This window comes from Streptomyces sp. NRRL S-350, assembly GCF_000719705.1.
Taxonomy (GTDB): domain Bacteria; phylum Actinomycetota; class Actinomycetes; order Streptomycetales; family Streptomycetaceae; genus Kitasatospora.
The window spans coordinates 1-19,709 of record NZ_JOHO01000063.1 but is presented as its reverse complement, the minus strand read 5'-3'; the positions used below and the strand labels follow the sequence as shown (position 1 = coordinate 19,709).

Sequence of the window (19,709 nt, the reverse complement as noted above, 5' to 3'; positions counted from 1 at the left end):
TCGCACAGTGGTCGCCCCGCGGCGCAGACTGGGATGCGGAAGATCCAGCGCGCTCGAACCCCTCCGAGGTGATCACCATGCGCTGCTCACCGAAGCCGGGAGACGGCCGAGGCCGCGTCTACCGGCGCTGCGGCTGCCGCAGATCGAGCAAATCTCCACTGGTAGCTCATGGCAATCCCGTGGTGCCCGCTGCGGAGGCGCAGCCGGGACTGCTGATCCGCCAGGCACGCAGCGGCTATCGGTGGGATGACCGGCCCGCCACCCGACGTCTCAAGTGATCCAATTTCCGGTCTGTCCTACGCCCCGAGGATCCTCCAGACCTGGTTGCTGCGAGCGCGCAGGTTGTAGTGGATGAGTTTGGCGCCGTTGTAAGTGGTCGGGCCTTCGATGCTCATTGCTCCACCGCGGTAGTCGGACACGATGAAGTACTCGTTCTGCCCGACGGGGAGCAGTTGCCACTTCTGGTGCGAGCCGTCGTTCCAGGTTTGCAGGATGATGGTGGGGGCGTTGCCGGGGTAGGGGCCGTGGATCGTCATGACACGGGTGGGGCTGCGGAAGGAGGTGAACTTGTAGCTGCCGTTGGGCAGGCGTTCAAGGTCCCACCGTTGGTTGGGCTGATCCTTCCATTCCCATTGGTGAATGGCCGGGCCGTTGTGGTCGATGCTGCCTTCGGTGCTGGCGAACTTGCCGCTGTAGACAGACTCCAGCCGCACCCTGGCGGGCAGGCCGCTGACCTGCCTCGATGAGTCGGGCACCAACAGGAATCCGATCTGCCACGTCCCGTCACTGCCGGCGTCGAAGTGAAGCTGCGGCCGGTAGGCCCAATAGGCGCCCGCTGCCAAGAAGGTTCGCACGGCGGCTTCGTTCTGCCCGGTCAGATCGGCGATCCTCGGCACCACGCCCCCCGGCGGGGGGTTGCGCAGGGTGTCCTGGATCTGCTTCTGCAGCATCAGCGCCGGTTCGGGCACCAGCAAGGAATAGGTGCCGATGTGGTCGTCTTCGTTCGTCAGGAGCGCCCTAACGGCACCGAGGATCAGCACGAACAGACCGGCGACAGGGGCGGGAAGTCCGACACCCGTCAGCTCGCCGATGATGGTGTAGACCACGTCTTGCCAGGTCTCCATCGTCAGCTCGTTCATGAAGATCTTGAGGACCTCATCGATGATGAACTTGGCCTTCGCGTCGCCCCCGCCGTGGTCGATCTCCCAGGCGTCGACCACCGTGGCGAGGCCGCCGTTGGCCACCCTGCTGCTCCACAGCCGGTTCGGCTCGAAGGCGCGGATGTCGCCGGATTTCATGCTCAACTGCTCAGTGGTGTAGGCGCGCTGGGCGTCCCCGTCGCACAGGGCCAGCGAGAACTTCGGTTCGTCGTGGCCCCACTCGTTCGACTTGCGGTGACATGTGACGGCATCGAGCGACACGAAGTAGGGGCCCGCGTCGCCGGACTGCGCCGCCGCGACGGCGGGGTGCTCCTCGGGCAGCCCCACGCAGACCAGGCCCCACCCCTTCTCGGCGGTTTCCTGCAGAAAGGCCGCACTGGGCCCCGGATCGACCGGCATCGCCTGCGCGTCGACATCCTCTCCGAGCGGGCCCATCAGGCGCGTGGCGTCCACCGCCCGGATGTTCTTGCACGTGGCGAGAAAGTCCCGGCCCAGCTGCGGCAGATCGGCCCGCAGATCAGCCAGGCTGTAGGCGTCCTCCATGCCCAAGGCGGCGAAACGCCCGGGAAAGAACCTCCCTCGGACCTCCGGCGCAGCCTCGGCGAAGGCACGCCCCATCTCCCCGAGCTCGCCGGCGGTGAACCCCGCACGGGTGAACACGCCCACAAGCCCGCTTTCCAGGTCCGACAGGTGCCGCTCGGTCGCTTGCCGGGCGAAGGCGTTGAGCATCACGGCCAGCAGGACGTTGGTGGAGCCATTGCTCTCCATCCTGGTGGCCGCACGCGTGCCTACTCCTGTATCGCCCAGCGCGCCGCAGACGCCGGCTACCACATTCCGCTTGAACTCCCCGTCGTCGTTCACGACATCGCTCATTGCCGCACCTCCACAATGCTGGCGGGCGTGAACGGACACGCCCGTGAATGACCACCCTGAGACGAGCGGCAACCCCCGGCCGCGCAGGCCCGGCTCCCGCAGGCCCCCGGGCGGGTCGGCCCCACATTCGCTGACAGTGACGGCACCCGCACGCCGCGCATCGCATTATGGCTCGCGCCGGGGTCGGGGAAGCGATGTTTCCCCTAGATGACCGGTTGCGATCGAGAACGGCACACTTCCGGGCCACAGTTCCGCAGGTAGCTGTCGGCGGCGCATGAGCAAGCCCCTGGTGCAGCCGGAGTCGGCGGGCCACGGTTCGTTGAACTCGACACGAACGAAGACCTCGGCGATGCTTCGTGACCAGCTCCGCTGGCCGAGGGCATTCGAAGACCGCGTCACACGCCCACCGGATCCGAGCAACTGCCTTATTCTAGAAATGACCAACCGTCAAGCAGCGGCATCTTGGTCGCAACCCGCGCGATCTCCGAGCCGGGATCCGCAGCCGACTATGCACAGTAGCAATTGGAGATGTCCGCGCCCTATCAGCAGGCACCAACAGCCAAACGACCTGGGTGTGGTTGATCAGGCTGCTGGTGAGACACTGCGCGTACGGGGTGGTGGAGAACGAGGAGTTGACCTGCCCTCCGCTGGCGCCCTTCGCGATCCAGTACGGCACGTCGGTGCCGACGACCCCGGTCGAGCCGGTGTATTCGGTGGCACCGTCCGCGCTGGGCTCGGTGCCCATGACATGGTTGCCGTTCACCTCGGCGCCGGTACCGATGGCCTGGTTGATGCCGCCACCGGAGATGAGACCGCTGGTGCAGTGAGCGCTCGTCGAGATCGAGGAGTTGGCGCTTGCGGGGCCGAGGGTGGCCCTGGGGGTCCGCACCGTGACGCCCACGGTGTCGGCGTAGGCGGCTCCCGGCGCTGCCACGACCCGAAGGGCGCCTATGACCAGTACCTTTTCTGCGGCGAAGCGCCGCAGAGACTTGTCTGCCACCGAGCCCGTCCTTTCGGGATTTCAACGTGCGGAGAGCCGCACGACGGCCGGCGCGGAGCCGGAAGGGCGTCGGGCTTGGGGCGGGGGCGATTGAATCAGCGGTCCGGGCCCGCCCACGACTGGTGGCGAGCACAGGGCGAGGGCCCTTTGACTGGGTGATCGAACAGGGAGGTGTGGCCGAGCACGGCTCCTCGTGGGTTCCCAGGGCGCCAGCCAGTTGCCCTGCCGACGCCCTGGCCCGGCAGATGGTTGCCGCCGACGGCGTCTGCCCAGGCACCGGCAACGTCCGGGCCGTGACAGCGGCTGCCGCTCCGCTCCGTTCGCTCCGCAGCGGAGCTTGCTGACGAAGCGGCAGATCCAGTGACCCGGCCGCGCGGTACCGGACACCGGCGCAACTCGGCGAGGGCCGCACGTCAGGTCGGCGCAACCGAGCGCCGACAGGTGCGTTCCGGCGGGCGATGACCCAGGCCGGGAGACAGACCGGGAACTTCACCAGGAAGACCGCCCGCCGGCCCCGGGTCGAGCAGCAGGCCGCCCAGGGCGTGCCACGGGTTCCCGGACGCTCTCGTGATTTCCGGAGTTGGTGTCGAGGCGTCGGCCTGGTGGTGCCCGCCCAGCGCTCGGCGCGGGCGGTCATGAGAGGCGCGCGGAGGTGCACCGCAGGGCTGCCCACAGGTCGATCCGGTCGTCGAGGTGCAGCAGGCTCCGGCCGGTGAGTTCCTCGATGCGCTTGATCCGGTAGTGCACCGTGTTGACGTGGAGGTGGAGGGCTTCGGCGGTCTTCGCCCAGGAGGCGTTGTGCCGGAGGAAGGCGTCGAGCGTGTCCAGCAGGGAGACGGAGTTCGTGCGGTCGTGCTCGGTCAGTGGCGCGAGGAGCCGTCGGCGGAAGGCGGCGGTGATCTCGGGGGGCACGCCGCGGAGCAGGGTCTCGAGGGAGGTGATCTGTGAGCAGCGGCCGACGGAACCGGGTGGTTGGACGTTGATCGCGTACCGGGCTTGGACGAGCGCGGTTCTGAGTTCGGTGGCGAGCGGTTGGACGGTGGGGCCGATGCCCAGGTGGATGCGCCGCTGGCCGGTCAGTCGTGATTCCAGGCGCGCAAGCGCGGAGTGCAGCGTCGAGGCGATCGTCTTCTCCGCCGCTGTGGACAGCGCGAGCGCGCCGCCCCGGCTGTCGGGGGCGGCGATGAAGGGGTCCGGCAGTTCGTGGAGGGCCTCGGCGAGGGCGGCTGCCGTCCAGGTCTCGGAGGTGCTGTCGATCCGCGCCGCGACCGGGGTGAGCCTTGTGTGCGGGGGCAGGCCGGAGAACGCGAGGGCGCGTTCGGCCTCGGTGTCGGCTTCGGCGCCGGAGTCGAGCAGTTCGATCAGCCGGGTGCCGGTCTGCCGCTGGGCGGAGGCGGTGGCCCGGGCGCGGATCGCCAGGGGGGCGAGCAGCTCGGCCAGGCCGTGCAGCATGGTGGCGGCGGCGGGTCCCGGTTCGGTGTGGGGCTGGAGTAGCCAGCCGTCGAACGGCGAGTCGCCCGGTGGACCCACCGGAACGGATGTCGCCGCCGTGGTCCCCGAAGCCGAGGAGGCCAGCAGGCGGCCGGCGCCGGTGGTCAGGGAGCACTCGGGCAAGCCGAGGTCGGTCACGGCCCGCTGCAGGAGGTGGGCCAGCGGTGCCTGTGCGTGGATCATCTGTGTCAGGGTGCGGCGGGCTGCGGCCGGCAGGGCCGCCCTGTCTTCGGAGTGCGTCTGGAGGTCGCCCCACAGGCGCAGGTAGATGCGGTCGGTGACGGCGCGGAAGCTGGTTCCGGTGGGTATCGACAGCAGGGGGACGCCGTGTCGGCGGCAGGCGTCGATCAGCTCCGGTGGGACGGCGCCGTGGGTGCCCTCGCCGGCCAGGAGCGCGGCGACTTCGGCGCTGCGCAGTGCGTTGGCGAAGCGCATGGCGGCCTGGCCGTCGTCGGGCCGCCACCAGACGAGGCCGGTGAGGACCAGTTCGCCCTGCTGCAGGTAGCGCGCCGGGTCCTGCAGGTCGGTGGAGGTCACTCCGCTCACCTCGCGGCCGAGCATGGGCGGGGAGGCCCAGGCGACCTCGATGTGGAGGTCGTCCAGCTCCAGCAGGTCTCCGACGATCATGTTGTGCTCCTTGTGCTCCAAACGCAGGCGCGCCGCACATGCGGGATTCGATCGCGCGGAGGCATCGTAAATGCAAGGAGAAGCGCGGGTCTTCCCTCTTGTTCGATCACCCGATGGCCCGGGGTGCGGGTGGTGTCGTTGTCCATTGGTCCCGACACTGGCGCTCCGGTTGAATCGGGTGCGGCAGGACCGGAGGAGCCCGTCCGGACGCGACCGGCGTCGGCGGATCCGGTCCGCCACTGCTTCCCGGCGTCGGCGTGCACGGCGCAGGGACGCGGGAAGCGCAGGACGCCCGGACCTCCTCAAGCGGGCGACACCGTCTCCCGCGCCCCGGACGGTGCACGCCGACGCCGTCGCTTTCCGCCCCCTGGCCGGGGCTTCACCGACCCGATGGCGAGCTACTGCCCACTGCTGCCCGTGACGGCGCGAGTCCGCAGCGGCTCTGCGGACTCACGCCTTCGCCGTCGGTCGTCAGGCTGCGGCGCGACGGCCGCTGCGGCGGTGCTCGTCGATTGCCTGCCAGACCTTGTCGCGCAGGAACGGCGCCTCGGTGAAGCGGATGCCGGTGGCGTCGCGCAGGGCGTTGGCGAAGGCGGGTGGCACCGGATTGAACGGGCTCTCGGACATCGACTTGGCGCCCAGCGGTCCGATGGCGTCGGAGGTCTCGGAGAAGTGGACCTCGGTGCGCGGTACGTCCGCGAAGGCGGGCAGCCGGTAGCGGCGGAACGCGGCGGTGGTGACCTCGCCCCGGTCGTCCAGCAGCACCTGCTCGAAGAGCGTGGCGCCGAGGGCCTGGGCGACGCCCCCTTCGACCTGGCCGCGGCACTGCAGGGGGTTCATCACCTTTCCGGCGTCGGCACCGTGGACGCTGCGCAGGATGCGGATCTCTCCGGTGTCCGGGTCGACGGCGATGCGGAACCACTGGGAGTTGAAGGCGACCGAGCGCGGCGAGCCGCCGAAGTGGCCGTCGGCCGTGAGCTCGACGCCCCGGCCGCGCGCGGCCTCGAAGACCTCCTTGAGCGCCACCGGCCGGCCGTCGCAGTCCACGGAGTCGGCGGTGAGCCGCAGCAGGCTGCGCGGGGTGCGGGCGTACTCGGCGGTGAAGGAGAGGATCTGCTCGGCGAGCGCGTCGGCGGCCTTCATCACGGCCTTGCCGGCGACGACGGTGCCGGCCGAGCCGAAGGCGCCGGTGTCGTGGCGTACGAGGTCGGTGTCGGACTGCCGGATGGTGATCCGGTCGACGGTGGTTCCCAGCGCCCCGGCGGTGATCTGCTTGTGGACGGTGGTCGTGCCGTTGCCGAACTCCGCGGTGCCGACAGCGATGTCGTACGTCCCGTCCTCCAGCAGCTTCACCGTGGCGTCGGCGACGTGCCCGCCGGGTGGGCCGCAGGCGATCGCCGACACGGCGAAGCCCTGGCCCACCAGCCAACCCTCGGGGGCGAGCTCGGTGCTGGTGTCGTCGGCGAGGGCGTTCCGGACGACGGCGAGGCACTGGTCGAGGCCGTAGGAGGCGATGTGGAGGTCCTCCTCCTCGCCGAGGGGGCCCTCCATGGGCTCGCCGGGGCCGATGATGTTCCTCTCGCGCAGCACCAACGGGTCGATCTTCAGCCGCCGGGCGAGTTCGTCCATCGCCGACTCGACGGCGAACGTCACCTGGCCCAGTCCGTACCCGCGGAAGGCACCGGCGGGCACGCAGTTGGTGTAGACGGAGTAGGCGTCGACCTTCTTGTGCGGTGCCCGGTAGATCCCCATCGATTCGCCGATGCTGTGGAACATCACCGCCGGGCCGTGGTTGCCGTACGCGCCGGTGTTCGCGACGACCCGGAACTGCAGGGCGGTCAGGGTGCCGTCCTTCTCGGCGCCGAGCTTCACGCTGATCGTGAACGGATGGCGGGTAGTGGCGCCGTAGAACTGCTCGGCGCGCGTGAACTCCAACTTCACCGGCCGACGCAGGCGCAGTGCCGCAAGCACGGCGATGTCCTCGGTGAGCATCTCCTGCTTGCCGCCGAAACCGCCGCCGACCCGGCCCGCTACCACACGGACCTTCTCCATCGGCAGCTCGTACAGGTCGCACAACGCCCGCCGGGTGAGGAACGGCACCTGCGTGGAGGAGCGGACCACGATCCGCTCCTCGCCGGACTCCTCGTTCTCCTCGAAGTACACGACGCAGCCGTGGGTCTCCAGGCTGGCGTGCTGGACCCGCTGGGTGCGGAAGGTCTCCTCGTACACCACGTGGGCGGCGGCGAAGCCCGCCTCGACGTCACCCAGCTCACCATGGGCCTCACCGCACACGTTGCTCTCCGGCCGGGCGATCCGCGACTCCGGCCCCTTGGGGTGAATCACCGGCGCGCCGGGCTCCATCGCCTGATCCGGGTCGAGCACGTACGGGAGTTGCTCGTACTCGACAACGATCCTCCGACAGCCTTCCTCGGCCGCCGCCTCGCTGTCGGCGACCACGGCGGCGACCCGCTGGCCGACGAAGCGGACCACGTCGTCCAGCACCCGGGTGTCGTCCGGGTCCTCGGTGGGGTGCTCGTGCCGGGCTGAGGAGTAGAGCTTGTCGGGCGCGTCCTCGTGGGTGAACACGGCGACCACGCCCGGCACACGCAGCGCCGCCGAGGTGTCGACGGAGACGATCCGGGCGTGCGGGTGCGGGGAGCGCAGCAGCTTCAGGTGCAACAGGCCCTCGATCTCGATGTCGAAGGTGTAGCGCGCGGTACCGGTCACCACTTGCGGGCCGGCGGGCGCGCCGAGGCTGCGTCCGACCGCTTGCCCGGCGCAGGGCCGTTCGGTGTGCCGTACCCCGCGGACGGCGTCCTCGATCGCCCGGTAGCCGGTGCAGCGGCACAGGTTTCCCTTCAACGCCCTCGGCAGGTCTGCGCGCTTGTCGTCGTCGAAGGCGGCGGCGGAGGTGGTCATCAGCATGCCGGCCGTGCAGAAACCGCACTGGAAACCCTGGGCATCCAGGAACTTCTGCTGCATCGGGTGGAGTTCGCCGTCCCGGGCCAGGCCCTCGACGGTGGTGACCGAGCGGCCCTCGGCGCGCAGCGCCGGGTAGAGGCAGCTGTGGACGGGCTCCCCGTCGACCTGGACGGTGCAGGCGCCGCAGTCGCCGGCGTCGCAGCCCTTCTTCACTCCGAACCAGCCGCGCTCGCGCAGGTATGTGCGCAGGCACTGGCCCGCTCGCGGTTCGGCGTCGAACTCCTCGCCGTTGACCTGAATGGTGAAGCTCATCGTCCGTCCTCCTCGACCAGCTCGCGGCGGATCTCCTCGGCGAAGCGGAAGGTCATGTGCCGCCGCCACGCGGGCAGTCCGTGAATGTCGTCGAAGTACTCGTGTGCGCCGATTCCGTACTCGACGGCCTCGCGGACCGCCTCCGCGGTGGGCGGCACCGCGAAGCGCAACCGGATGGGCCGTACGGTCGACGCGGTGACGGTCAGGGCGAGTTCGCCGTCGATCGGATCGCGGACGCCGATCAGCAGCGCGCCGGAGCGGCCGAGCCCGTACAGGGACGCCTGCCGGAAGGCGGTGCGGCTCTCCAGCGCCCGGCCGGGGAGGGTGACGGAACGCAGCAGCTCACCGGGCCGCAGGTCCTTGACGCCGGCGCCGATGACGAAGTCCTTGACCGGCACCCGGCGCACCTCGCCGGTCTGGGACAGCAGGGTGCACGCGCCGTCCAGGGCGGCGGTCAGCGAGATCATCGGCCCGGCCGGCAGCCCGTTGCACAGGTTGCCGCCGACGGTGGCCATGTTCCACACCTTCCACGAGGCGAGGAACGCCCGGCAGCACTGTTCGAACAGCGGCGCCGCCGGCCAGTCCGCGCGCCGGGCGAAGCAGGACAGCTGGGCGATCGTGCAGGTCGCGGCGATCTCCAGATCCCCGGCCGGGGTCATCCGGACCGGCTCCCAGCCCATCCGGCTCAGATCGATCAGACGGCGGATGTGCGGCTGGGGCTCGGAGAACAAGTACGTGCCCCCGCCCAGCCAGGCGTCCCCGGGCCGCCATGTGCCGCGACTGCGCGCGTCGCGCAACTCCACCACCGTGTTCAGGTCCACGTGCAACCACCGTCCTCGACAGATCGACACGGAGATTGAAGCAACGTCCCACCAGCCGGAACGAGTGGGTCGGCACACCAGGCCCCGGGGCCCGAATTGGGTGATCAACCAGCGCATGTACATGCCGCATCTGCGATGACAGAGCTAGAAGAAGGATCGCATTTGCCAGTCCGCACTGATCGATAGACGGGTATCTGCGGACAGGCATGGGTAACACCATCGCGACCTTGTTCATCGGCTGTAGGGAGTAGTAAGTGGGCAGACCCGACGCACCCGCCTCCGTCCGCCTCCGCGGGCTGCTGGACGACCCGGCCGAACTGACCGTCGCACAATTGCGCTCTCTGCCCTCCCACCACGTCGAGGCACGATTCAACTGCCTCGGCAACGGCGACCAGCAGCACGGCTTCGACGGTCCGCGGCTATGGGACGTCGTACGGGCTGCTCACCCGCGGGTGGATCTTCACGGACGCAAGGGGCGCCTGCGGTTCCTGCTGACCGTCACGGGGACGGACGGGCACTGCGCGGTGGTGTCGTGGGCGGAGATCGACCCTGAGTTCGGCGGTCAACAGATCCTCCTGGCCACGAGCATCGACGGGGCACCGCTCGACAGCGCGGGGCCGCAGCTGGTGGTTCCCGCAGACTACTGCGGGGCGCGGTACATCAGCGGAATCACCGAGGTGTGGGTGGGCCCGTTCCAGCGCGAGCCGCTGCCTGGGTGACCACCCAGGGAAGGCCCGGGCGCACCGTGTGGATCACCAATGGTCTACCCACGGGTCGGCCATCAGGCTTTCAGCGCCCCTCTTTCCTCCACCCCCGCCGACGTCGGCCTGCGCCGTTTGCCGCGTCGGCACAAGAAAGGACCGCCCGATGTCCATGGGCTTTCTGCGTCGCGTCACCGTAGGAAAGGCGCTCGCGATCGGCGCCGTCCTGGTGGTTGCCGTGTCGGGCACCGCGTACGCCAACACCGTCAGCGTGACGGTGAAGACTCCCGGCGCGACCGCCGGGCCCGCCTCGACGTTCTCAGAGATCTCCACACACGCGGACTGCGCGAGCGGTCTGATATCCGGTGGCGGCATCAACCAGGCCATCGGCACCGGGGCTTCGTCCAACGGCAACAAGGTCAACGGCACCGGGCCCAGCCCCGACGGCTCCACCGAGTACCTCGGCTCCACCGGCGTCGTCGGCACCGACGTGACCCACTGGCTCGCCATCGGCGGCAGCGGCGGCGCGGTCAACGCCTCCTTCTCCACCACCCCGTACGCGGTCTGCTTCACCAGCAACCTGATCAACCACACCCAGGTGGTGATGAACAAGGTCGCAGGTCCCAGCACGGCCTCGACCGTGGCCCTGACCGTGGCCACCTGCCCGGCCGGCACCCGCCTGCTCGGCGGCGGCGCCCGGACCACCCCGGCCGACGTCGGCAGCCTCAAGCCGATCGCCAGCTACCCGACCTTCAACAACTCCGCCCACGACTACGGGCAGAAGGCCGCGGCCAACGGGGAGACCAACCCCGACTCCTGGGCCGCGGTCGGCTGGAACGGCGGTGGCGGCGGCACCACCAACGAGACCTACGCCTACGCCATCTGCAGCGGCAACAACATCAACGTGAGCGGAGCCACCGTCACGGTCCGCAACAGCGAGGCGAGCGGCCCGAACACCGCGACCACCGGCCAGACGGTGACCGTCGGCTGCGGCGCCAATGACGGCAAGCTGGTCAGCGGCGGCGCGGCCATCAGCAGCGGCAACGTGACCGGCACCGACTTCACCGGGCCCGGCTCCGGCGGCGACCACCTCAACGGCAGCTACCCCAGCGACGCGAGCGGCAACCCGGTCAGCGACGGCACCACCACCGCGTCCTACTGGACCGCCTACACCCACACCGGCGGCGCCGGCTCCACGGGCAACTACTCCGACGCCTGGGCGCTCTGCGCCAACGACGGCATCTGATCCACCCACCGCCCCGATCCGCAGGCAGGCCGGGAAGCACCCGGCCTACCTGCGGATCACCGGTTCCACCTCGGGCCGCCCACACCGGCCCGGAAAGGCAACATCAACACCCATGAACCCACGGACCACCCCCCGTCCGCGCACCCTCAGCTCCGCCACCACCGCCCTGGCCGGAGCCTGCGGCCTGCTCGCCGCCGCACTCGTACCCGTCACCGCGACCGCCGCGGCGGCGCCGGCCCCACCGTGCGGCAGCGGCGGCGCCCTCACCCCCTCCTCCCCCAGCTGCACCTACACCGCCACCGGCACGGACACCTTCACCGTGCCGGACGGCGTCACCGCGGTCAGCATCGACCTGTTCGGCGCCGAGGGCGGCAGCGCCGCCGGGTACGTCTCCCCCAACCCGCCGAACACCGGCGCGCCCGGCGGCCTCGGCGGCGAATCCCGGGCCACCCTCGCCGTGACACCCGGCCAGACCCTGCAGATCACCCTCGGCGCGGCCGGCACCCCCGGCACCTCCCGACACGGCGAGTTCGCCCGCCCGGGCGGCTACGGCCACGGCACCGGCGGCGGCGGGGCACACGGTGGCGGGGGCTCGGGCGGCGGCGCCTCCGACGTGCGCACCGGCACCTTCGGCGCGGCCGACCGGGTGCTCGTCGCCGGTGGCGGTGGCGGCGCGGGCAACGGCGGTCCCCTGCTGCACGGCGGCAACGGCGGCGGCCCGACCGGCGAGTCCGGCGGCCAGGGCGGCGGCCCGGCCGGCTCCGGCGTGGCCGGCGGCGGCGGTACCCAGAGCGCGCCCGGCACCGGCAGCCCCAACTCCGCACTCGGCGGCCCGGGCGCTCCCGGCGGCGACTACGACAACTGGACGGGCCTGTACAACCCGGGCAGCGGCGGGACCGGGGGCAACGGCGCCCGCGGCGGCAACGGCGGCGGCGGGGGCGGCGGGGGCTGGTTCGGTGGCGGAGGTGGATCGGGCGGCGGGAATCCCGGCAACCTGTACGGCGCGGGCGGTGGCGGCGGCAGCAGCTACGCGGCGCCCACGGCCATCGACGCCTCGCTCCTCCAGGGCGTCAACCACGGCAACGGCCGGGCCGTCGTCTCCTTCCGCTACGGCACCACCACCACACTCACCACCGACACGGCGACGCCACTGTTCGGACACCCCGTCACCCTCACCGCGACGGTCGGCCCGACCAACCCCGCCGCCCCCACCCCGACCGGAACGGTCACCTTCTCCGACGGCACCACGCCCCTGGCCACCATGCCGCTCGACGGCGGCCGGGCCACCTTCACCACGCCCCGGCTCCAGCCCGGCTCCCACCCGATCACCGCCACCTACAGCGGCGACCCGAACCTCACCGCCAGCACCACCACCGACCCGACCGGCCTCACCGTCGGCTTCAGCGAACCCTGCATCACCACCGCCCACCACGGCCGGCTGACCGTCGACACCGATCGCTCCCTCTGCATCACGTCCGGCGGCGTCCAGGACGGAGCGATCACCGTACGGCCCGGCGGAGCACTGGCCGTCCTCGACGCCGAGATCCACGGCTCCCTGACGGCCGACAGCGCCCTCGCCCTCACCGTCTGCCACTCCACGCTCCGGGGAGCCGTCACCGTCCAGGGCACCAGCGGCTACGTCCTGATCGGATCGGACCCGGGCCGCGCCGACAACTGCGCGGGCAACGAGGTCCACGGCACGATGACGCTGAACAGCAACACCGGTGGGACGGAGGTCTCAGGCAACACCGTCACGGCCCGCTGAGAATCAAGAACAGCGGCAGCCATTGCCGACGGATAGCACACCTCCATCCCGCTTGGCCGGGGCCTCAGCTGCGCAGGCTGAGGCCCCGCCAGGCAGTTCTTGGGGTCGCTCCCCTTCGATGGGGAACGACCAGTGCGCACCCACAGGTACGAGCGCACCGCGCGGTATGCCATGCACCCCGCCGTGCCGGCATCGCCCCCTGAGATCTCCGGCCGCCGGCACCAGCCGTGGTGGCGGTGAGCTGCCGGGAACGAATCAGGTGGTTGCGAGCGAGACCTCGGTGGACTTGATCAGCGCCACCACGGACGAGCCTTCGGCAAGGCCCAGATCGGAGCAGGCGTCGGCGGTGATGACAGCGGTCAGCTCACCGCCGTCCACGGTGACCCTCGCTCCTGCCATCGCCCCACCCGTGGACACAGCGGTGACCGTGCCGGGCAGCTGGTTGCGGATACTCAGCCCCTCCACCGGACCGGTGGCCAGCGCCACCTCGGTGGCCATCTGTGGTTGCCGGTCGGCAAACCTCTACTTCGGTGCGGCGAGCAGACGCACGGCCAGACCGCTGAAGATCGTGCCGCTGAAGATGTTCAGCCCTCGCGCGAACCGGCGGCTGTGGCGCAGTAGCGCGGCAAGGCGCCCCGACAGCAGCCCAACGGATGTGTCGATGGCGAGCCCGATGAGGACCATCGTCAGGCCCAGGATGAGGAACTGCACCGGGACGTGCCCCAGAGCGGGACGGACGAACTGCGGCAGGAACGCGACGTTGAACAAGATCACCTTGGGGTTCAGCACGTTCGTCAGCATGCCCTGGCCGAAGGCTCGCCACCGGCTGGGAGCCGGAGATCCCGCCCGTCCTTCCTCGCCGTCGAGCGGGGCCTTGTCCCGGAACGTCTTCACGGCGAGGTACAGCAGGTACGCCGCGCCGGCCCAACGCAGTGCGTAATACAACGTTGGGAACGCCAAGAACAGTGCAGACAGGCCCAGCATCGCTGCGAGCACGTGGAGAAGGGCACCGCATGCGACCCCAACCGCTGCGAGCACCCCCGTCCTTGGACCACCGCGGCCTCCCATCGCCACGATGAACATCATGTCCGGCCCCGGCGACACGCACAGCAGAAGGGCGGCGACGAAGAACGCGGCATACAGGCTCGAGTCAACCATGGCCCCTATGCTCACTCACCAGCTGAGGCAGCACACCTGAATTTCAAACCGCGAGACCGTCGCTGAGCGGTCCTTCCCCCGACAATCACTGTGGGCCCAGAAGGGAGCCCGGAGGATTGGCTTCGGGACATCCCTCGCGGCAGGGAGGCGCGGGGAGAGCCTGCCTCGGGCAACAACTCAGGGGCAAGCACTGTGCCGCATGCGGTGCCCTGAGCTCATCTGGCGGCGACCGGCCACAGTCCGTCCGCGCTCGTGCCCAGCTCTCGGCCGAGGCAGATGGGGATGCCGTTGTCCCGGTGTCGCAACCTGCGGCGCGACCGCGACGCCTACCGGCACTCGAGGCGCCGCAGCTTCAGTTGGTCGGCAGGGCGCAGCGGTAGCGGAGCTTGGTGATCGGCATCCCGTCGCTGCACTCCCGCAGCACGGTGCCGTCATGCGTCCAGCCCTGGCCCTGGTAGAAGGTCCGGGCACGCAGGTTGTCCTCGAGGACCCACAACGACGCCGACCTGAATCCTGCCTCGGCCATGGTCGCCAGTGTCCGCGCCATCAAAGTCTTGCCGATCCCGGTTCCCCACACCTCGGGCAGTGTGTAGAGGGCGCCGATCGTCGACACAGTCCTTGGGTCGTCGTCCATGTCCTCGGTCGGATAGAACCGCGAATACCCGACCGTCCGGACCTCACCGTCAACTGCTCCCTCGGCCAGCAGCGTTCCAGAGGAAGGCCAGTTCCCCCCGGCCAGCTTCTCCTTCCAGGAGACGCACAGCCGCTCGGTGTCCAGCCCGGCCAGGTAGTCCGCGGGCAGCAACCCGACGAACGCAGCCCGCCAGGAGGCGGCCTCGACTACCGCCAGACCCGCCACGTCCTCCGACGTAGCCGACCGCACATGCCCTGCCAAAGTACTCGAACCCCCATCAGTTTGCTACTCGCACGCCGCACCCTAGTAGCGCCTGCCGTCCCCGCGCCAGCGATATCGGATGAGCCGGATGAGGGGCTCCTCGCGCCGCACAGCCCACGTCTGCGATGACCGTGAATAGCTGACTTGATCGGTGGGCCGTCGCACCCCTGGGTGTGGCGGCCACCGCCGTGGTGCGCACTCGGCCCTGCATGACGCTCAGCCCCCTGGCGCTCCGGGCAGCGCTCGCGTCTCGGGATGCGCTCTGCGAACGAACGATGCAGGGTCGAGTAGGGGGATGGTGTCCATCGAGAGGAAGCAGTCAGAGCAGCACCACGTTCGGGTTACTTGCATGTCGACCTAGAGGCGCCGCGGGAACGCAATGGCAGACGTGTTGAAGAAGAGTGCTGCGAATGCCGCGATGAGCGCGGTGAGCGCCAGGCCGGCCGAGGGATGGCTTGGATGTCTTGCGAAATCAGCCCCAGCAGAATCATGAGTGCGATGAACCCGATCAGCTTCAGCACTTCCGTCAGGTCGAGGTCAAGGTCAAGGTCGACCTTGGATAGCGATACCGAAAACATGGGCTTGTTCTGAGGAGATGTCATGATTAATATGTTCGCCATGGGTAAAGATTTCCGCAAGACGGATTAGCCTAAGCGCATGAGTAATGACCAGTGGTGCCGTATGACGCCGCCCACTCCTGCGGACTTAACGCTTGATGAGGCGGCCGTCGCGCTTCTCGGCAACCCGAAGGCCTGGCGGCTTCGCGCTGTTGAAAGGATCGAGCTTTCCAGTGCACTTTGGTCGGAGCGTACCCGGGAAATTCATGTCAAACCTCTCAGAGAGGCCATTTCCGGGCGTTTCGGCACGATCGACGGCTGCAGGCACGGCTGCGAAGAAGATCCGGTCCGACATCTGAGAAGCGTCCTCAGCTCCCCTTTGGATCGTAGATTTCGGCCAACTCCCGACAGTGCTTCTATAATCCTTCCGATTGCTGACATGCCGGCGATCCCGCTCCTCGATCTCCATATCAGCATCGACGGAAAGGAGCAGTACAGGATCCCGCTTGATGAGAGCGCGAGAATCCAGGCCAAATATGTTGCCCATTTGGCATGCAAGGCCAATCTCTGCGAGAGAAGAGAATTTGACGGGAATGAATCCAACCCAGGACTCCTCGATCTCCTGACTGCCATCTTCTATTTCCCGACAAGCTCCTACGAGGAGCTCTGGAACAGGCGACGCCACCCTTCGCCTCGAAGTTTGAGCTTCTGGGACCGACAGGAGGAGTCGGATGTGACGAGGGAGTACCTCCTCTCCAGTTTCGAAAAACCCTCAATTTCCGAAGAGCCGACGTCGGACGCTATAGAGTCATACAAAGAACTCACGTCGTACACCATGGAGTCCTACGACGACTGGTGGGCCGTGGCGAATAAGATTGCACACCTCTCCAAGGGTTATGTAATTTCCGAACATGTCAGCGGCGCCGAACACCCTTTGATCTCGCTCCCTTATCTCTTTCGGGAGCTCCCATGTCGCTACAAGTATCTCCGAAACTACAAGCTACCCACTGGTAATGAGATCCACGAAATACTTATTAGGCTGCACAAACTCTTGAAGGATGCGGAAAACAGAGACGACAAGGATGCCAGAGCCTTCATTTCCGCCTACTTCGGCTACGGGCTTCGCTGGACGGCTTTTGCTCGCTGTACCGTTCCGACGGACAGGCCGTTCATCATCAAGATGAGCCAAAAGCGGGCCGTTTATTTCACGAAGGCTCGGGACGAGGCGGCCGTTCCTTTGCGTGACGGTTTTCGTAAGACGGCCTACACAATGATTGCTTTTGCGGACGCGGAGACGAACCATGTCAGCGTGCGCGTCGGCGACACTGCCGTCCGCCTGCATCGGCCGGAGGCCAGGGACATCCTGGGTCGGCGGATCGAAGGCCCTAAGGTCGATGAAGAGGTGAGGACGTCCGAGCTCTACCTGAGGCAGGACTCGATGCGTGAGCGCGATGATCGCATCTGGATCAAGCTTCCTCTGCGGCTGACCAGGCTTCACTCCTTCATGCTCTGGTTCACCATGCTGATCACCGCATTTGCCATAGCCTTGCTCTGTTTCCGTGGAATTGCCGAGCTGAATTCAGTGACGGCCAAAGGACCCAGCGGCAGTATCCCAAACCAGCAGGGACTCAGTGCGAAAGATGCCACGGTGATTCTTGTTCCAGTGGCCTTCGCCGCTACTCTCCTGTTGAGCAGGGACAGTTCAACGTTGAGCGCGCGGTTGCGGCGGATGCGCCAATCCATTCTCATGGTCGAGCTCTTCACCCTGCTCGGCCTGGCCTTCACCCTGTTCGTGGCTCACTTCATTCGCCTTGACTGAGCCCCATCACAGAGAACCGCCGCGGCGGCCTCAGTGCGCGTTGGTGTACATGTACGCGCTGGTGTCTTAAAGGTCCTAATTCTCCAGTCATACTTCGCGATCTGGTTCGATGACCCCCGGGGTCTACTGGCCTCAGCCGAGTCGCGGAGGTGGGCGGATGGACGAGCGCACGGTCATGTTGAACGAACTCGCACAGGGGCTGCGCCCGCTCGGGCAGGGTGTCGAGTGGTTCGAAGCCCTTCCCTCCGAGGACCAGTTCGAGGTCCTGCGGGATCTGGGCGGACACTGCATTCAGGCCCGCGCGACGATGGAGGACGGGCCCGAGAGCGTGCGACTCGCCGGTATCCGGCCGACGCACACCCCGGCGGTGCTGATCACGCGTGGGCAGTTGGCCGGGCAGCTGACAAAGATCATCAATCTGCCGCAGGACGAGCGCGTGAAGGCGTTTCGGCTGCTGGTCGCGCTGCTGGGGGTGGCGGACAAGCGCCGCCGGGAGCGGTTCTGCGCCGACGGATGCACCCATGCCTGGCACCAATTGGCGGCAGGGGCAGATACGCAAGCGGCCACCGCGTGATCATCAGAGGTTGTGTGGACTTCTGAGAATGGTGCGGTGGCCGCGGGCCATAGCGTAGACCCTGCCCGCTGGCGGGCGATGTTCGACCAGGCCATGGCCCGCATCGCGGGCCGTTTCCGACGAGTGGAACCGAGGGCGACGGCACGGGCGTTCGTCCTCGGATTGCTGTCCGGCGTCGAACGCAAGAACTGCTGGCAGCTGGCCGAGGAAGCCGGCCATGCTCGCCCCGGCGCGATGCAGCGGCTGCTGCGAAGCGCACGCTGGGACGCTGACGAGGTGCGCGACGAGGTGCGCTCCTACGTGCTGGACCATCTCGGCGGTGACGGGGTGTTGGTCGTGGACGAGACGGGGTTCTTGAAGAAGGGCCTCCGTTCGGCGGGCGTGCAGCGGCAGTACACCGGCACTGCCGGGCGGATCGAAAATGCCCAGGTCGGGGTGTTCCTCGCTTACGCGTCGTCTCGGGGCAGGGCCCTGATCGACCGTCGGCTCTACCTCCCCGAGCACACCTGGTGCCGGGATCCCGAGCGCCGGTCCGGCTCCGGCGTTCCCGAGCAGGTCGAGTTCGCCACCAAGCCCCGCCTGGCTCTGCAGATGATCGAAGCGGCCCTGGACGCCGGGTGCGCGTCCTCTTGGGTGACCGGAGACGAGGTCTACGGCCAGGACCCCCAGCTTCGCTCCGCCCTGGAGGCACGCGGGATCGGCTACGTCCTGGCGGTCGCCTGCACTACCAGGGTGCGGATCAACCAGGACCGCACGGTGGCGCGAGCCGACGCCATGGCCGCCGTCCTGCCTCGGGACGCCTGGCACCGGCAGAGCGTCGGCGCCGGAGCGAAGGGCCCGCGCTACTACGACTGGGCGTGGGTGCAGATCGGCGCCGACAGGAACCGGTGCCTGCTGGTCCGCCGCAACGCCGCAACCGGCGAACTCGCCTTCTACCTGTGCTGGTCACCGGGCGAGGTGGCCCTGTCCACGCTGGTACGCGTCGCTGGGATCAGGTGGTGCATCGGGGAGTGCTTCCAAGCCGCGAAAGGTCAGGTCGGCCTGGACCACTACCAGGTCCGTCACTGGACCTCCTGGCACCGCCACATCACCCTGGCCATGCTCGCGCTGGCCTTCCTCGCCGCCGTCGCTGTCAGCGCGAAGCCCAACCGGAGCACCGACCCGAACCTTCCTGCCCGCAGCAGTGACCCGATCGACCTGACCATCCCGGAGATACGCCATCTCATCGGCACGCTGTTCAGACGGCCGACCGCACCGCCGAACCGCCTTCTGGCTTGGTCAATCTGGCGCAGACTCCACCAAGCAGGTCGCCGGCCGACCAGGCCGGCCACGGCGGGGATCTTCGCGAGCAGGGGCAGCAGCTGGGTGACGTCGTTGCGGTTGCCGCCGGTCAGTGAAGTCGATCACCGCCCGGGACCAGTCGAGCTGCCGGGCGGACCGCAGCTTTCGCAGCAGGACCAGATGGAGCCGGTCCCACACGCCGGCTTCGTTCCACGCTGCCAGGCGCCGCCAGCAGGTCATACCCGAGCCGAAGCCGAGCTCCTGCGGCAGGTACTCCCACTGGATGCCGGTGTGCAGCACGAACAGGATCCCGCACAAGGCCTGCCGGTCCGGCACTCGAGGACGCCCCGGCTTCAGCTTCGGGCCCGGTTCAGGCAGCAACGGCTCGACCAGCCCCCACAGTTCGTCCGACACGATCCACGGACGAGATTCCCTCTTCCCCACGGACGATCCAACGAGCAGACCAGCCGACGGTCACACAACAACACGGCTTCTGTTAGGACCTGT

The 19,709-nt window shown here is 68.6% G+C and carries 12 protein-coding genes and 3 pseudogenes; 6 read left to right on the top strand and 9 right to left on the bottom strand.

Annotated features, from left to right (window positions below; genetic code table 11):
* Window positions 1-296: 296 nt before the first annotated feature.
* The 5 genes from IF30_RS0134205 to IF30_RS0134185 form a co-directional block, all read right to left on the bottom strand.
* Window positions 297-2,033, bottom strand: a complete 1,737-nt coding sequence (locus IF30_RS0134205; protein ID WP_030245800.1) for an RICIN domain-containing protein — start codon at window positions 2,031-2,033, stop codon at window positions 297-299.
* Window positions 2,034-2,463: 430 nt separating this feature from the next.
* Window positions 2,464-3,033, bottom strand: a complete 570-nt coding sequence (locus tag IF30_RS45925) for a hypothetical protein (RefSeq protein ID WP_199807977.1) — start codon at window positions 3,031-3,033, stop codon at window positions 2,464-2,466.
* Between the two features lie 633 nt (window positions 3,034-3,666).
* Complete coding sequence (locus IF30_RS0134195; RefSeq protein WP_030245796.1) at window positions 3,667-5,151, bottom strand: PucR family transcriptional regulator; 1,485 nt, start codon at window positions 5,149-5,151, stop codon at window positions 3,667-3,669.
* Between the two features lie 471 nt (window positions 5,152-5,622).
* Window positions 5,623-8,385 carry a molybdopterin-dependent oxidoreductase gene (locus IF30_RS0134190; protein WP_037902063.1) on the bottom strand — a complete coding sequence of 921 codons (2,763 nt, stop codon included), beginning with the start codon at window positions 8,383-8,385 and terminating at the stop codon, window positions 5,623-5,625.
* Window positions 8,382-9,206: an FAD binding domain-containing protein gene (locus IF30_RS0134185; protein ID WP_030245792.1), complete on the bottom strand. Its 825-nt coding sequence runs from the start codon at window positions 9,204-9,206 to the stop codon at window positions 8,382-8,384. Before IF30_RS0134185 ends, IF30_RS0134190 begins: the two co-directional genes overlap by 4 nt.
* Before the next feature lie 254 nt (window positions 9,207-9,460).
* Between IF30_RS0134185 and IF30_RS0134180 the strand changes: the two genes are divergently transcribed.
* The 3 genes from IF30_RS0134180 (at window position 9,461) to IF30_RS44160 (ending at window position 12,918) form a co-directional block, all read left to right on the top strand.
* Window positions 9,461-9,925 carry a molybdopterin-dependent oxidoreductase gene (locus IF30_RS0134180; protein ID WP_030245791.1) on the top strand — a complete coding sequence of 155 codons (465 nt, stop codon included), beginning with the start codon at window positions 9,461-9,463 and terminating at the stop codon, window positions 9,923-9,925.
* Window positions 9,926-10,073: 148 nt separating this feature from the next.
* A complete protein-coding gene (locus IF30_RS0134175) occupies window positions 10,074-11,153 on the top strand; it encodes a hypothetical protein (protein WP_030245788.1) in 1,080 nt (359 codons plus the stop codon).
* Between the two features lie 112 nt (window positions 11,154-11,265).
* Entirely contained in the window at window positions 11,266-12,918 is a 1,653-nt protein-coding gene (locus IF30_RS44160) for an Ig-like domain-containing protein (protein ID WP_051711792.1), read from the top strand.
* A gap of 255 nt (window positions 12,919-13,173) precedes the next feature.
* Here the strand turns inward: IF30_RS44160 and IF30_RS0134165 are convergent.
* The 3 genes and pseudogenes from IF30_RS0134165 to IF30_RS0134155 all read right to left on the bottom strand — a co-directional run.
* Window positions 13,174-13,413, bottom strand: a pseudogene (locus tag IF30_RS0134165) (TOBE domain-containing protein); the annotation flags it as partial.
* Window positions 13,414-13,440: 27 nt separating this feature from the next.
* Window positions 13,441-14,076: a LysE family translocator gene (locus IF30_RS0134160; RefSeq protein ID WP_030245781.1), complete on the bottom strand. Its 636-nt coding sequence runs from the start codon at window positions 14,074-14,076 to the stop codon at window positions 13,441-13,443.
* A gap of 352 nt (window positions 14,077-14,428) precedes the next feature.
* Complete coding sequence (locus IF30_RS0134155; RefSeq protein ID WP_051711790.1) at window positions 14,429-14,959, bottom strand: GNAT family N-acetyltransferase; 531 nt, start codon at window positions 14,957-14,959, stop codon at window positions 14,429-14,431.
* A gap of 669 nt (window positions 14,960-15,628) precedes the next feature.
* Here IF30_RS0134155 and IF30_RS48245 point away from each other — a divergent pair.
* From IF30_RS48245 to IF30_RS0134140, 3 genes and pseudogenes are all read left to right on the top strand, one after another.
* The gene (locus tag IF30_RS48245; RefSeq protein WP_158835703.1) at window positions 15,629-17,347 is read left to right on the top strand and encodes a hypothetical protein; all 1,719 of its coding nucleotides are present in this window, start codon (window positions 15,629-15,631) and stop codon (window positions 17,345-17,347) included.
* A gap of 157 nt (window positions 17,348-17,504) precedes the next feature.
* On the top strand, window positions 17,505-17,921 hold the full coding sequence (locus IF30_RS0134145; protein WP_030245772.1) for a DUF5958 family protein: 417 nt from the start codon (window positions 17,505-17,507) through the stop codon (window positions 17,919-17,921).
* A 93-nt stretch (window positions 17,922-18,014) separates the two neighbouring features.
* A pseudogene (locus IF30_RS0134140) lies at window positions 18,015-19,064 on the top strand (IS701 family transposase); the annotation flags it as partial.
* Between the two features lie 167 nt (window positions 19,065-19,231).
* On the opposite strand, the pseudogene IF30_RS45920 reads toward IF30_RS0134140, so the two are convergent.
* Window positions 19,232-19,619, bottom strand: a pseudogene (locus IF30_RS45920) (transposase); the annotation flags it as partial.
* Between the last annotated feature and the right edge of the window lie 90 nt (window positions 19,620-19,709).

Coding starts and splice junctions, on each gene's coding strand:
- IF30_RS0134205 (WP_030245800.1), bottom strand. CDS start 2,033: ATGAGCGATGTCGTGAACGACGACGGGGAGTTCAAGCGGAATGTGGTA.
- IF30_RS0134195 (WP_030245796.1), bottom strand. CDS start 5,151: ATGATCGTCGGAGACCTGCTGGAGCTGGACGACCTCCACATCGAGGTC.
- IF30_RS0134190 (WP_037902063.1), bottom strand. CDS start 8,385: ATGAGCTTCACCATTCAGGTCAACGGCGAGGAGTTCGACGCCGAACCG.
- IF30_RS0134175 (WP_030245788.1), top strand. CDS start 10,074: ATGTCCATGGGCTTTCTGCGTCGCGTCACCGTAGGAAAGGCGCTCGCG.
- IF30_RS44160 (WP_051711792.1), top strand. CDS start 11,266: ATGAACCCACGGACCACCCCCCGTCCGCGCACCCTCAGCTCCGCCACC.
- IF30_RS0134160 (WP_030245781.1), bottom strand. CDS start 14,076: ATGGTTGACTCGAGCCTGTATGCCGCGTTCTTCGTCGCCGCCCTTCTG.
- IF30_RS48245 (WP_158835703.1), top strand. CDS start 15,629: ATGAGTAATGACCAGTGGTGCCGTATGACGCCGCCCACTCCTGCGGAC.
- IF30_RS0134145 (WP_030245772.1), top strand. CDS start 17,505: ATGGACGAGCGCACGGTCATGTTGAACGAACTCGCACAGGGGCTGCGC.